At 40.3% G+C, this 13,628-nt stretch carries 11 protein-coding genes; 1 reads left to right on the top strand and 10 read right to left on the bottom strand.

Annotated elements, in window-relative coordinates; genetic code table 11:
- The first annotated feature begins 673 nt into the window (after positions 1-673).
- The gene (locus H131_RS06875) at positions 674-1,462 is read left to right on the top strand and encodes an MBL fold metallo-hydrolase (protein ID WP_010858367.1); all 789 of its coding nucleotides are present in this window, start codon (positions 674-676) and stop codon (positions 1,460-1,462) included.
- A 209-nt stretch (positions 1,463-1,671) separates the two neighbouring features.
- Here the strand turns inward: H131_RS06875 and pyrE are convergent, their stop codons facing one another.
- The 10 genes from pyrE to pyrR all read right to left on the bottom strand — a co-directional run bounded on the left by pyrE (position 1,672) and on the right by pyrR (position 13,348).
- The gene (pyrE, locus tag H131_RS06870; protein WP_010858366.1) at positions 1,672-2,301 is read right to left on the bottom strand and encodes an orotate phosphoribosyltransferase; all 630 of its coding nucleotides are present in this window, start codon (positions 2,299-2,301) and stop codon (positions 1,672-1,674) included.
- Positions 2,298-3,008, bottom strand: coding sequence for an orotidine-5'-phosphate decarboxylase (gene pyrF / locus H131_RS06865; protein ID WP_010858365.1), 711 nt, complete (start codon positions 3,006-3,008; stop codon positions 2,298-2,300). Before pyrF ends, pyrE begins: the two co-directional genes overlap by 4 nt.
- Entirely contained in the window at positions 3,008-3,919 is a 912-nt protein-coding gene (locus H131_RS06860) for a dihydroorotate dehydrogenase (RefSeq protein WP_010858364.1), read from the bottom strand. Before H131_RS06860 ends, pyrF begins: the two co-directional genes overlap by 1 nt.
- Positions 3,916-4,689 carry a dihydroorotate dehydrogenase electron transfer subunit gene (locus tag H131_RS06855; protein ID WP_010858363.1) on the bottom strand — a complete coding sequence of 258 codons (774 nt, stop codon included), beginning with the start codon at positions 4,687-4,689 and terminating at the stop codon, positions 3,916-3,918. Before H131_RS06855 ends, H131_RS06860 begins: the two co-directional genes overlap by 4 nt.
- Before the next feature lies 1 nt (position 4,690).
- Positions 4,691-7,888, bottom strand: coding sequence for a carbamoyl-phosphate synthase large subunit (gene carB / locus H131_RS06850; RefSeq protein ID WP_010858362.1), 3,198 nt, complete (start codon positions 7,886-7,888; stop codon positions 4,691-4,693).
- On the bottom strand, positions 7,881-8,981 hold the full coding sequence (locus tag H131_RS06845; protein ID WP_010858361.1) for a carbamoyl phosphate synthase small subunit: 1,101 nt from the start codon (positions 8,979-8,981) through the stop codon (positions 7,881-7,883). The genes carB and H131_RS06845 overlap by 8 nt, the downstream gene beginning before the upstream one ends.
- Complete coding sequence (locus tag H131_RS06840; RefSeq protein WP_010858360.1) at positions 8,981-10,258, bottom strand: dihydroorotase; 1,278 nt, start codon at positions 10,256-10,258, stop codon at positions 8,981-8,983. Before H131_RS06840 ends, H131_RS06845 begins: the two co-directional genes overlap by 1 nt.
- A 1-nt stretch (position 10,259) precedes the next feature.
- Positions 10,260-11,138 carry an aspartate carbamoyltransferase catalytic subunit gene (locus tag H131_RS06835; RefSeq protein ID WP_010858359.1) on the bottom strand — a complete coding sequence of 293 codons (879 nt, stop codon included), beginning with the start codon at positions 11,136-11,138 and terminating at the stop codon, positions 10,260-10,262.
- A gap of 315 nt (positions 11,139-11,453) precedes the next feature.
- Positions 11,454-12,785: a solute carrier family 23 protein gene (locus H131_RS06830; RefSeq protein ID WP_010858358.1), complete on the bottom strand. Its 1,332-nt coding sequence runs from the start codon at positions 12,783-12,785 to the stop codon at positions 11,454-11,456.
- Between the two features lie 20 nt (positions 12,786-12,805).
- Positions 12,806-13,348, bottom strand: coding sequence for a bifunctional pyr operon transcriptional regulator/uracil phosphoribosyltransferase PyrR (gene pyrR / locus H131_RS06825; RefSeq protein WP_010858357.1), 543 nt, complete (start codon positions 13,346-13,348; stop codon positions 12,806-12,808).
- Positions 13,349-13,628 lie beyond the last annotated feature (280 nt).

Below are 13,628 nucleotides of genomic sequence, written 5' to 3'. Positions count from 1 at the left end.
CCAAATCATATTTTTCCACACTAAAAAAATACTTATTTACTTATTAATCTTACATACTTCTCCCATCATTTATTTTATGCATTTGCACAATTTTTATTCCAAAAATTTCTAGAAAAATGATAAATGGTTAAATAAATATAGATTATCGCATTAACTACGAGGCGTTCATAATGAAATTTCTCTAATTTTTATAGAAATTACAGCATTGAAAATTAAAATCTCTACACTACTTATAATTTGTATAATTCACTTTCATATCAATAAAGGGAAATATTATTAAAGTAATTGTTCCTATCCATAGGTAAATTTCGCTTCAGGCGGACGCTTTGCGTGGGCAAGACCGAGCCGCTTCGGGGCAACAGGTGTTTTATGTGCGAAAGCGAAGCGTCAGCAACAGGGTGTTGGTCACGAAGTCGTTGTCACAGGACGTGACGCTTTTAGCCTTCGTTCCCATAAAACTCAGTCCAGAGTCTCGGTTCACTTCCCGCTGGAGTCGCTGCCTTACGCTCCTACCAAAAATGGTTCGTGTTTCTTTATAGAAAAACGATATATGAAAATGAATTCATCTAGAAAAGTATTAACATGCAATTCCAAAATAAGGGCACAATCATTTTGATTAATAAGCTCTCCCTGAAGTAGAATCGAAATATACCCAATAAAGGAAGTGAAAAATATGGTCAATATTATAGATACTTGGTTTACTGTAAAAGAAATTGACAAAAATACATTTGCAATTAGTGAATATGGGCATTGGGAAAAAGTCCATTCATTTTTGTTAATTGGAGAAGAGAAGTCAGTTTTAATTGATACTGGATTAGGCATTGATAATATAAAAAGAATTAGCAATCAATTAACAACATTGCCTATAATCGTCTTGACGACGCATGTTCATTGGGATCATATTGGTAGTCATGGAGAATTTGAAAATATTTATGTGCACCAAGAAGAAGTGGATTGGCTGAGAAATGGCATAAAAAAATTATCTATTGAACAGATAAGAAAAGATATAAGTCGTGATATTACACTACCAACTCCCGAAACATTTAACCCGGAAACATATCAACCATTTCAAGGAAACCCCACGGGTATCTTACAGGATGGGGATATTATTGATATTGGAGACAGAAAATTAACTATCTTTCATACTCCCGGACACTCACCAGGACATATTTCTATTTTGGATAGAAAAAATGGCTATTTATTTACAGGTGATTTACTTTACGATAAAACACCTGTTTATGCTTTTTTTCCGACAACTAATCCGGTTGACTTAGTTAATTCATTAGAAAAGATATCAAATATGCCAAACATAACACGGGTATTTGGCTCACATAATACATTGGGACTTGATCCTGCTATTTTAATAGAAGTAAAAAATGCAGTTGAAACATTAAGAAAAAATGGCCTTGATAAATTTGGGACAGGAATTCATAAATTTAAAGGATTTAGTGTACAGTTTTAATGAAATTTTTTTAATGTGTTGACGCGGGGACAATTAGTTACTAACTATAAAAGCGTGGTACGAAAATAACTGTTTTCGTACCACGCTTTATTAAGTAATTTTTACAAACTCATCTACTTTAATTTTTCAAATGTGACTGAAACTATTCCCATCCCAGACTATCTTTAGCAGATGTTTTAATGTTTTAAATCTTTAATAGAGAATCAGCTTTACAGTTCCCCTGCTTTCAGTTTTGCGTGCCAATCTTTTAGGAATGGGATGTCCTGTTCTTTAATAGCGCCTGATTCGTTCGCAGCTTCAATTAAATAATCAAAGTTTGTAAGAGATACATATTGAATGCCAGCTTCATCGAATGCTTGTTCAGCGCGTGGTAGATTGTAAGTGTATACGCAAACAACGCCTAGTACTTCACAGCCAGCTGCGCGTAAAGCTTCCACTGCTGTGATGGATGAACCGCCTGTCGAAACAATGTCTTCTACGACAACGACTTTTTGACCTGCTGCGTATTTACCTTCGATTTGGTTGCCACGACCATGCTCTTTTGCTTTTGAGCGCACGTAGACCATTGGTAAATCTAAAATATCACTTACCCAAGCGGCATGTGGAATTCCTGCTGTTGCTGTACCAGCTACGATTTCTGTTGCACCAAAGTGTTCTTTAATAACAGATGCTAGGCCATGTGCTAACTGTTTGCGAATGGCAGGATCAGAGATTGTCAAACGTGTATCACAGTAAATCGGTGATTTAATGCCTGATGCCCATGTGAATAACTCTGTTGGATTTAATTCGACTGCGCCTACCTTTAACATCGCGTGTGCAATTTCGTTTTGTAATGTCATATTGATGCCTCCCATAATTCGCTTACGATTTTATATGCTGCTACTGGATCTTGTGCCCCTGTTACAGCACGCCCCACAACAATTAATGAAGATCCATCTTGTTTTGCGCCATCTGGTGTGGCAATGCGTTTTTGATCATGTGCGTCGCCACCTGCTAAACGAATACCAGGTGTAACACGTAAGAAATTCTCACCACAAGCTGCGGCAATCGCTTTTGCTTCATGTACCGAGCAGACAACGCCATTTAATCCAGCTTGTTTCGTTAAACTTGCATAATGTAATACGGATTCCTGTAAAGATAAAGCAATTTTTTGCTCTGCCTGCATTTGCTCCTCTGTTGTTGATGTAAGCTGTGTCACTGCAATTAATGCCGCACGTTCACGACCTGCTGGCGTACCTGCTTCTAGACCTTCAAGTGCGGCTTCCATCATAGGACGACCCCCTGCTGCATGGACATTCACTAAATCTACCCCCAGTTTCGCTAAGCCCTTCATCGCAGAGCCAACTGTGTTTGGAATATCATGTAGCTTTAAATCAAGGAAAATATCGTGTCCTAAATCCTTCACTTTCCGTACAATATCTGGACCTTCCTGCATATATAACTCCATGCCAATTTTCACGAAAAGAGGTTCATTAAAATGTTGTAAAAACTTGAAAACTTCCGTTTCTCTCGGGAAATCAAGTGCAAGTATTGGTTTTGTATGCATTAACGATGGCTCCTTCCGATAAGTTCTGAAATATGCTCTACACCCAAAGTATCAAGCATTGCTGGTAACTCCTCAATAATGTTCGGACACACGAAATGGTCAACAAAGTTTGCAGTACCCACTGCGACTGCTGAGGCCCCTGCTGACATAAAATCAATAACATCCTGTGCTTCTGTCACGCCACCCATCCCAATGATTGGAATATTGACGGCTTTATATACTTCATAAACCATGCGAATGGCAACGGGCTTTACTGCCGGGCCCGATAAACCACCCGTACCATTTGCAATCACAGGTTTCCCTGTTCGTTCATGTAGTCTCATACCAATTAACGTATTAATCATTGTAATACCATCTGCACCGCCAGCTTCAACAGCTTTCGCAATATCTACAATATTTGTTACGTTCGGTGATAACTTGACGTAGATAGGTACTTCAGAAACAGCCTTCACCGCAGCTACAAGTTCACGTGCTGTCTGCGGATCTGTACCGAATTGAATACCACCACATTTCACGTTTGGGCATGAAATATTAAGTTCAAGCGCTTTTACATTGGGAGCAGCTGAAATTCGGCGTGCTACTTCCACATAATCTGCTGTTTCAGTACCGGCTACATTCGCAATGATTGGTACATCATAGCCCTCTAAAAATTTCAATTCCTCATTCATTACTTTTTCAATACCAGGATTTTGTAAGCCAATTGCATTGAGCATTCCTGCTGCTGTTTCCGCCACACGAGGTGTAGGGTTGCCTGGCCGTGTTTCCACTGTTGTTGCTTTAATCATAATAGCGCCTAGTTTTGATAAATCATAAAGTTGCGCATATTCACGCCCAAAGCCGAAGCAACCCGATGCTGGCATAATTGGATTTTTCAACTCTAAGCCTGGTAAATGGATATTTAAACGACTCATAATGCCACCGTACCTTTCGGGAATACTGGACCGTCAGAGCATACTTTGACATAGTCTTTTTCAATTTGATCTGTTGTTTTACATACGCATGCGAAGCAAGCACCAATACCGCAGCCCATGCGCTCTTCAAATGATAGGTAACCCTCTTTTTCTGGGTAGAATCCTTCTAATGCTTTTAACATAGGAAGAGGACCGCAAGAATAAAACACATCAAATTCAGGTGCACGTGACGCTAATACGTTTGTAACAAAACCTTTTGTGCCTTTAGAGCCATCAACTGTCACATAGTGTGTTTCCCCAAGTGCATTGAATTCCGTCTCATAGAAACATACATCCTCCGTTTGGAAGCCTAACACATGGATTGTTTTGACACCGCGGGCATTTAATTGTTTTGACAGCTCATGTAATGGCGGTACACCAATACCTCCGCCAACTAAAAGTGCTGTACCCCCTTCTTTCACTGCATCTACAGGGAAACCATTACCGATAGGGCCAAGTACATTCACTAACTGTCCTTCACGATTTGTCGCTAAAACTTTTGTGCCGCGACCTTCCGCACGATAAATCATTGTAAATTCGTTGCTGACTTTGTCTACATTCGCAATACTAATTGGTCGACGTAAAAGCGGCTCCAATGAATCAGACACCTTTACATGGACAAACTGGCCAGGAGTCATTTCCTGCACCAGTTCCCCATGAAGTGTCAATTCGAAAATGTTTGTCGCAATTTGCTTTTGTGAGACGACCGTCATTTTCTCTTGACGTATCATATTAGTGTACGACCTCCGCTTTAGGCATTTGTTCTGCTGTGAATGTCATCGATTCGATAACACGTAGCATAGCTTCTGCTGTATCCAGTGAAGTTAAGCATGGTACGCCGTTTTCTACAGACTCACGACGGATACGGAAGCCATCACGTGCCGGCTGCTTACCTTTTGTTAATGTGTTTACAACTAATTGTGCTTCACCATTTTGGATTAAATCTAGTAATGTTTGTCCTTTCGCACCAATTTTGCCAACTACATCCGTACGCACGCCTGCCGCTTCAAAGCTTTGTGCTGTACCTTCTGTCGCCACAATGCGGTAGCCTACTGTTGAGAAACGTTTTGCCAGTGCGATAGCTTCATCTTTGTCTTTATCGGACACTGTGAATAATACTGTGCCTTCTGTACGAATTTCCATACCAGCTGCAACTAATCCTTTATAAAGAGCTTTTTCTAGTGTTGCATCTTTCCCCATTACTTCCCCGGTAGATTTCATTTCAGGGCCTAATGTGATGTCCACTCTACGTAATTTTGCGAATGAGAATACTGGCACTTTCACAAACACACCTTTTTGCTCAGCCGCTAAGCCTGTTGGATAGCCTTGTTCCACAATTGATTTACCAAGAATCGCTTTCGTTGCGATATTGGCCATCGGGATATTTGTAATTTTACTTAAGAATGGTACTGTACGAGATGAGCGTGGGTTCACCTCAATTACGAACACTTCACCTTGTGAAATTACATACTGAATATTCATTAAACCAATGATGCCAAGACCTTTAGCTAGACGAGTTGTATAATCCACTAATGTATCTTTTTGTACCTGTGTTAATTTTTGTGGTGGATAGACTGAAATCGAGTCACCAGAGTGAACCCCAGCACGTTCGATATGCTCCATAATACCAGGAATCAACACATTTTCACCGTCACAAATTGCATCAACTTCGATCTCATTCCCCGTTAAATAACGGTCTACAAGCACTGGGTGATCTGGAGATGCTTCTACTGCATTTTCCATATAGTGTTGTAGTTCTTCTTCGTTATAAACGATTTCCATCGCGCGTCCACCAAGTACATAAGAAGGACGAACGAGTACTGGGAAGCCAATGTCCTTCCCAATGACAAGTGCTTCTTCAGCAGAAGTAGCTGTTTTACCAAGCGGCTGTGGAATGCCGATTTCATGTAATGCTTGCTCAAATTTATCACGATTTTCCGCACGATCGATATCTTCTAGCGTTGTACCTAGAATTTTCACGCCGTTTTCCTCTAACTTATCAGCAAGGTTAATAGCTGTTTGACCACCGAACTGAACTACAACTCCAATTGGTTGCTCCAGATCAATGATGTGCATAACGTCTTCGATCGTTAATGGTTCGAAGTATAATTTATCAGAAATGGAGAAGTCCGTTGAAACTGTTTCTGGGTTGGAATTGATAATGATAGCCTCGTAACCAGCTTCTTGAATTGCCCATACAGAGTGGACTGTTGCGTAGTCGAACTCTACCCCTTGACCAATTCGGATTGGACCTGAACCTAGTACGATAACTGATGGTTTATCCGATTTGATTGATTCGTTTTCGTCTTCATATGTGCCATAGAAGTATGGCGTTTCCGACTCGAATTCTGCTGCACATGTATCAACCATTTTATAGACAGGGATAATGCCATGTTCTTTACGATATGCATACACTTCTTCAGGTGTCGTTTTCCAAAGCTCAGCGACTTTTTTATCAGCAAAGCCAAGACGTTTTGCTGTGCGTAATACCTCTTTATCGTTTTTATGGTCAGCAAGTGTTTGTTCCATATCAACGATGTTCTTAAATTTATTTAAGAAGAATAAATCAATGGCAGACCATTCATGAATTTGCTCAATTGTCACACCGCGACGAAGTGCTTCTCCGATGAAGAATAGACGCTCATCCCCAGCTTTACGGATACGTTTTTCAATCCAAGAATCCGAGTTGTCTTCTGCGTGTTTTAGCTCTAAATGTACTTGGCCTGTTTCAAGCGAACGAACTGCTTTCAGCATCGCTTCCTCAAATGTACGCCCTAGTGCCATTACTTCACCAGTTGCCTTCATTTGTGTACCAAGATTACGTTTTGCTGATTCAAATTTATCGAATGGCCAGCGTGGAATTTTCGCCACGATGTAATCAAGTGCTGGCTCAAAACAAGCATAAGTCGAACCTGTTACTGGATTTTTAATTTCATCTAGTGTAAGTCCTACAGCGATTTTTGCCGCAAGTTTGGCAATTGGGTAACCAGTTGCTTTGGACGCTAATGCTGAAGAGCGGGATACACGTGGGTTTACTTCGATTACATAGTAATTGAAGCTATATGGATCAAGAGCTAACTGTACGTTACAACCACCTTCGATTTTCAATGCACGAATAATATCTAGTGAAATATTACGTAGCATTTGGTTTTCACGATCTGATAATGTTTGTGTTGGTGCCACGACGATCGAGTCACCAGTATGAATACCCACCGGGTCAACGTTTTCCATGTTACATACGACGATTGCGTTATCCGCTGCATCGCGCATTACTTCATATTCAATTTCTTTATAGCCAGCGATTGATTTTTCCAGTAAACATTGTGTTACCGGAGAGTATTTTAAACCCGATGTTACGATTTCCTCTAAGTCTTGGTCATTGTAACAAATACCGCCACCTGTACCGCCAAGTGTGAATGCAGGGCGCACGATAACTGGGTAGCCTATGCGGGCAACTAACGCATGCGCTTCTTCCATGTTGTGGATAATGTCTGATTCAGGTACTGGAGCACCTAGCTCATACATTAGGTTACGGAATAAATCACGGTCTTCTGCTTTATGAATGGCATCTAATTTTGTACCTAAAATTTCGATGTTCAATTCGTTTAAAATACCTGATTCGTCTAACTCGATCGCCATGTTTAGACCTGTTTGGCCACCAAGCGTTGGCAGGATTGCATCTGGACGTTCTTTACGTAAAATACGTGATACGAATTCAAGTGTAATTGGCTCGATGTATACTCTGTCTGCAATTTCTGTATCTGTCATGATTGTCGCAGGATTTGAGTTTATTAAAATAACACGGTAGCCTTCTTCTTTTAATGACAGACAAGCTTGTGTTCCTGCGTAGTCAAATTCTGCTGCTTGTCCGATTACGATTGGGCCTGACCCGATTACTAAAATAGTTTCTATATCTGTACGTTTAGGCATGTTGTTTCCCCTTCCCTGCTTCTACTTCCATCATTTCGATAAATTCATCAAATAAGTGATTTGAATCTTCTGGACCTGGTGATGCTTCTGGGTGATATTGCACTGTGAAGATTGGGTATTTTTTATGTCGAACTCCTTCACAAGTACCGTCATTTAATGCGATATGTGTTAATTCTAAATCTGTGTCTTTTAAAGAATCGATATCGACTGCATAGCCGTGATTTTGCGATGTTAAATCTGTACGACCTGTACGTAAATCTTTTACTGGATGGTTACCTCCGCGGTGACCGAATGGTAATTTGAATGACTTCGCACCACTTGCTAATGAGAAGATTTGGTGACCTAGGCAAATACCGAACATTGGCACTTTTCCGATTAAATTGCGCACTGTTTCGATGCCTTCTTCAACATCCTCTGGGTTACCAGGGCCGTTTGACAGCATAATACCATCTGGATGCCATGCTAAAATTTCTTCTGCCGGTGTATTGTAAGGTACTACAAGTACGTCACAGTCACGTTTATTTAACTCGCGTAAAATACCGTGCTTCATACCATAGTCGATTAACACCACTCGCTTACCACGACCTGGTGATGGATACGCAGCTTTTGGTGTTACTTCACGAACATGATGAGTAATCGCTGGTGTAGCTTGAAGTTGTGCCACGATTTCCTCAACATTTACTTCCTCATCCGCTGCTGTCAAAATGGCTTTTACTGAACCTTTGTTACGAATAATACGTGTTAATTTACGTGTATCAATGCCTTCAATCCCTGGGATATCCTTTGATGTTAAGTACTCATCTACAGTTAAATCACATCGGAAGTTTGAAGGAGTTTTCGCTAACTCACGCACAACAAATCCACGAATTGCTGGTGTGATAGATTCGAAATCATCGCGGTTAATACCGTAGTTACCGATTAATGGGTATGTTAACGTTACGATTTGTCCGTAGAACGAAGGATCTGATATTGTTTCTTGATACCCCGTCATGCCTGTTGTAAATACGACCTCACCTTGTGAAGCTCGTTCACTACCGAACGCTGTACCTGTGAATACTGTGCCATCTTCTAAAATAAGTAAACGTTTTTTCATTACTCTACCTCCTGGTATACGATATTACCTTCAAAAATTGTTACAACTGGCCAACCCTTAGCAGCCCATCCGTTAAATGGTGTATTACGACCTTTTGATACAAAACCTTCTGCATCAATTGTTTGTTCTTTCGTTAAATCTATTAAAATCATGTCTGCAGAAGCACCAACTTCCAATGTTCCGTATGGTAAGTCAAAAATTTGTGCTGCCTTGACAGACATCCAATCAATCAATTGCTTTAATGTCCATTTACCTGTTTCTACAAATTGTGTATAGAGCAGTGGGAAAGCCGTTTCAAAGCCGACAATACCAAATGGTGCGCCAACCATGCCGCAGCATTTTTCTTCTACTGTATGTGGTGCATGGTCTGTTGCGATACAGTCAATCGTGCCGTCTAATAAGGCTGCATGTAGGGAGTCTTTGTCATTTGCTCCGCGTAATGGTGGGTTCATTTTCCAGTTCGCATCATCTGATGGAATATCCATTTCTTCAAGTAATAAGTGATGCGGGCAAACCTCTGCAGTTACAAGGATACCTGCTGCTTTTGCGTCACGTACTGCACGCACAGATTCCTTTGTTGAAACATGACAAACGTGATAGCGTGCGCCTGCTGCTTCTGCAAGAAGAACGTCACGGGCAATTTGTACAGACTCACAAATGGATGGAATCCCTGGTAAACCAAGCTCAACATTGCGTTTACCTTCATGCATAACACCGTCGTAAATTAGTGAGTTATCTTCACAGTGTGCCACTACAACCACATCGTGCTTTGCAGCATCCTTCATTTGTTCATACATTGTCGAAGCCAGTTGGATGCCAACACCGTCATCAGAAAATGCTACAGCACCTTGAATTTTTAACTCCTCAATGCTGGTACGAACTTCACCGGAAATATCCTTTGTTAAGGAACCATAGGGTAATACACGAATTACTGCGCTTTCCTTAATTAAGCCGTTAATCAGTTGCATATTTTCTACTGAATCGGGTACGGGTTTCGTATTCGGCATGGCACAGATTGTTGTGAAACCACCCTTCGCTGCTGAAGCCGAGCCTGTTGCTATTGTTTCTTTATGTTCAAATCCTGGCTCACGTAAATGCGTGTGTACATCGACAAAGCCCGGCGCCACAACTAATCCATTCCCTTCGATGATTTCAGCACCTTCTACATTTACATGTTGTCCAATTGCAGTAATTTTTCCATCGGTCATGGCGATATTTACTGTATTTAACTCGCCCTGTTCGTTTAACATTTGTACATTTTGAAGTAACTTTGCCATGTTATTCTCTCCCCTTTAAAATTGTTTCTACAATTGCCATACGTGTGAATACACCGTTGCGCACTTGATCAAAAATTCGTGAACGCTCGCACTCTACTAGCTCCGACGCAATTTCTACATCACGATTTACCGGTGCTGGATGCATAATAATTGCTCTATCCTTCATTTGTTTTTCACGTTCTATCGTTAAACCATACTTTTCATGATACTCTTCTTTTGAAAAACTTTTGTTAACCTTATGGCGTTCATGTTGTACACGAAGTAACATAATAACATCGCTTATTTCGATTAAATCATCCCAAGAGTGATGTGCTTCAAAGCCACCTGTCCATTCTTCTGGACAAAGGAAGTGAACATTTGCCCCTAAACGCTGTAATGCCGTAGCATTGGATTTAGCTACGCGGCTATGCGATATATCGCCAGCAATCGTAATATTCAACCCCTCAAAAGAACCAAACTCTTTTTTAATTGTGTAAAGGTCAAGTAGTGATTGTGAAGGATGTTGACCAGCACCATCCCCTGCGTTAACGACTGCAACATTAATGCCTTCAAGCAGTTCATTGTAGTACTCATCTTCTTTTGCTCGAATGACCACTGCATCTATACCAATCATTTCCAATGTCTTTACTGTATCATACATTGTCTCTCCCTTTGTCACACTGGAAAAGCTAGCATCAAACGGGATAATTGTACAACCTACTTTGCGCTCTGCCATTTCAAAGCTCGTTTTTGTACGTGTACTTGGTTCAAAAAATAAGTTTGCTACGTTGTAAGCGCGAGATAACGATGATGCTTCTCCATTTTCAAAAGCCTGCGCACGATTTAGGACGCTGTTAATTTCTTCAGTTGTTAAATGTTCCATCGATAATAAGTTCTTCATCATGTACCTCCATTGTTATGTGTCATGAACGCCTATGTATGACGTTCTTCATTATTCAACTTGCTGAATAAATATCAAATTCCCCTTGGTATATTTGCTGCTGTCTCTAAGCTTTCGCGTAAAAAACAACTGCGGCAACCGTCGGAGGTTTTAATTTACAACAAGCAAATAAATTAAAAGCCCCGCTGATGTCATCAACGAGGCATAAGGAGGCGTGACAAGTTAAAGTTAGAACGCATTCAAACTTTTATCTTGTCCACATCTTCCCCTTTTTTGCCTCTCTGGACAATTCATTAAAAGGTACTACATATTTAGTTAATCATAGTCTGCAACTTCTTTATCGCGTCCCGGTAATGCTAGGTTTAGAATTACACCGATAATGGCCGCTAATGCCATGCCTTCAATGGCAAATGAATTAGTAAATTTAAGCGCTGCACCGCCTATTCCTACTACTAGGATAACAGATGCAATCACCATGTTACGATTGTTTCCAAAGTCTACATTGTTTTCAACAAGCATACGTAAACCACTAGATGCGATAATACCAAACAATAAGATTGAAATACCACCAAGAACTGCTGTCGGTATTGTCGAAATTAGGGCCATTGCTTGTCCAAAGAATGATACGACTACCGCAATGACTGCTGCTCCCATGATAACATACACGGAGTAGACACGTGTGATTGCTAACACACCGATATTCTCACCGTATGTCGTTTTTGGCGGTCCGCCGATAAAGGAACTCACTAATGTCCCTAAACCATCTCCTAAAATCGAGCGATGAAGGCCGGGGTTTTTTACATAATTTCGGTTTACTACTTTCCCCAACACTAATTGGTGACCGATATGTTCTGAAATCGTCACGATCACAATTGGTACCATTGCAAGTAAAATTTTTGCTGTAATATTGAATTCATAGTCCACTCCTGGAATTATGAAGTCCGGTAAGGCAAAAAATGTTGCTTCTTTTACTGGTGTGAAATCAACAATTCCGATGATGACTGAATAAATATACCCCACAATGAGACCCATCAGAATCGGCATCGCACTTAAAATATTTTTGAAGTATACTGTAAAAATAATTGCTGCAAATAATGTGACAAGCGCTGCTGAAAAATGTAATGTACTGTATTGAGATACTATTTCAACAACTCCAGTTGTTTCATTTAACTGTTCTACATTTATGTTCATCGCCATGTTTACTGCTGTACCTGATAGTCCTAACCCAATGACGATAATAACTGGTGCTACTACGATTGGTGGCAGTAAGCGCATTAACCATTTATAACCTGTTTTCCATATTAATAAAGATACTATACCGTACACTAAGCCGACCGCCATTGCACCTATCATTGCATTTCCTGGGCTTACACTTGCACCGTCTTCAGTTAAGCCATTGGAAGCAATTAAAATCGGTGAAATAAAGGCGAATGATGAACCTAAGTATGCTGGTACTTTAAACTGAGTAACTAATAAGAAAATAAGTGTGGCAATCCCACTTGTCAAAAGGGCAATTGCTGGGCTAAGTCCTACAAGTTGTGGTACCAAAATGGTTGACCCGAACATGGCAAACATATGTTGAAAACTTAATGTCACCAATTGTATTGGGGTTGGTTTCTCATTAATATCTAATACTGCCTTTGACATATAGTTTCCTCACTTTATTGTTAATCTTCTTTATAAATTGTGACGCAATCTTCTCCATCTACTTCTTGTAAATGTACAACGATACGTTCAGTACCTGAAGTTGGCACATTTTTTCCTACATAGTCTGCTCGAATCGGTAACTCTCGGTGTCCTCTATCGATGAACACTGCTAATTGAATTTGTGCAGGTCGTCCTAAATCCATTACTGCATCTAATGCAGCGCGTACTGTACGTCCTGTATATAAGACATCATCGACTAAAATGATTTTTTGATTCACTACTTCGTAAGCAATATCAACTTGTTCAACATGTGCCTGCTCATTTTCGTGCTTAGTCGATAAATCATCTCGGTATAAGGTAATGTCTAGCTCCCCTGTACGAATCGCTTTACCTTCAATTTTTTCAATGCGCTCTGCTAATCGTCTTGCTAGAAAAGCACCGCGCGTTTTAATGCCAACTAAAATACATTCATCAATACCTTTATTTCGTTCAATAATTTCATGTGCTATGCGTGTTAATGCTCTTGTCATAGATTGGCCATCTAATAACTCATTTTTTGTCACTATAATTCCTCCCCTCTTCTAGTTATTGTTGGTCATGTGTCACTAAACGAAACTACCATCGTTAGAAATTCACTTCAATCCTGTCGATCATACGTTGAGCAAATCGGCGTTTCGCATCCGTTGTACGGAATAAAAAAACCTCTCGAGGCGAAAAGCCTGAGAGGGTTATATACGTGTTCAAATAGCATGTTGAAAAATTTGCAGCACAAATTTTTTGCAACACTATCACATGTACCTTCTCAGCCTCTCTGGACTGCCATTAAAGGTGAATATTTAGTTA

Source organism: Lysinibacillus sphaericus OT4b.31 (assembly GCF_000392615.1).
Taxonomy (GTDB): Bacteria; Bacillota; Bacilli; order Bacillales_A; family Planococcaceae; genus Lysinibacillus; species Lysinibacillus sphaericus_B.
The sequence above is the reverse complement of the archived record's forward strand: the minus strand, read 5'-3'. Positions and strand labels throughout refer to the sequence as shown.

Bases quoted from the DNA above. Each gene is read 5' to 3' on its own strand.
- H131_RS06875 (WP_010858367.1), top strand. From the start codon at position 674: ATGGTCAATATTATAGATACTTGGTTTACTGTAAAAGAAATTGACAAA.
- pyrE (WP_010858366.1), bottom strand. From the start codon at position 2,301: ATGACATTACAAAACGAAATTGCACACGCGATGTTAAAGGTAGGCGCA.
- pyrF (WP_010858365.1), bottom strand. From the start codon at position 3,008: ATGCATACAAAACCAATACTTGCACTTGATTTCCCGAGAGAAACGGAA.
- H131_RS06860 (WP_010858364.1), bottom strand. From the start codon at position 3,919: ATGAGTCGTTTAAATATCCATTTACCAGGCTTAGAGTTGAAAAATCCA.
- H131_RS06855 (WP_010858363.1), bottom strand. From the start codon at position 4,689: ATGATACGTCAAGAGAAAATGACGGTCGTCTCACAAAAGCAAATTGCG.
- carB (WP_010858362.1), bottom strand. From the start codon at position 7,888: ATGCCTAAACGTACAGATATAGAAACTATTTTAGTAATCGGGTCAGGC.
- H131_RS06845 (WP_010858361.1), bottom strand. From the start codon at position 8,981: ATGAAAAAACGTTTACTTATTTTAGAAGATGGCACAGTATTCACAGGT.
- H131_RS06840 (WP_010858360.1), bottom strand. From the start codon at position 10,258: ATGGCAAAGTTACTTCAAAATGTACAAATGTTAAACGAACAGGGCGAG.
- H131_RS06835 (WP_010858359.1), bottom strand. From the start codon at position 11,138: ATGAAGAACTTATTATCGATGGAACATTTAACAACTGAAGAAATTAAC.
- H131_RS06830 (WP_010858358.1), bottom strand. From the start codon at position 12,785: ATGTCAAAGGCAGTATTAGATATTAATGAGAAACCAACCCCAATACAA.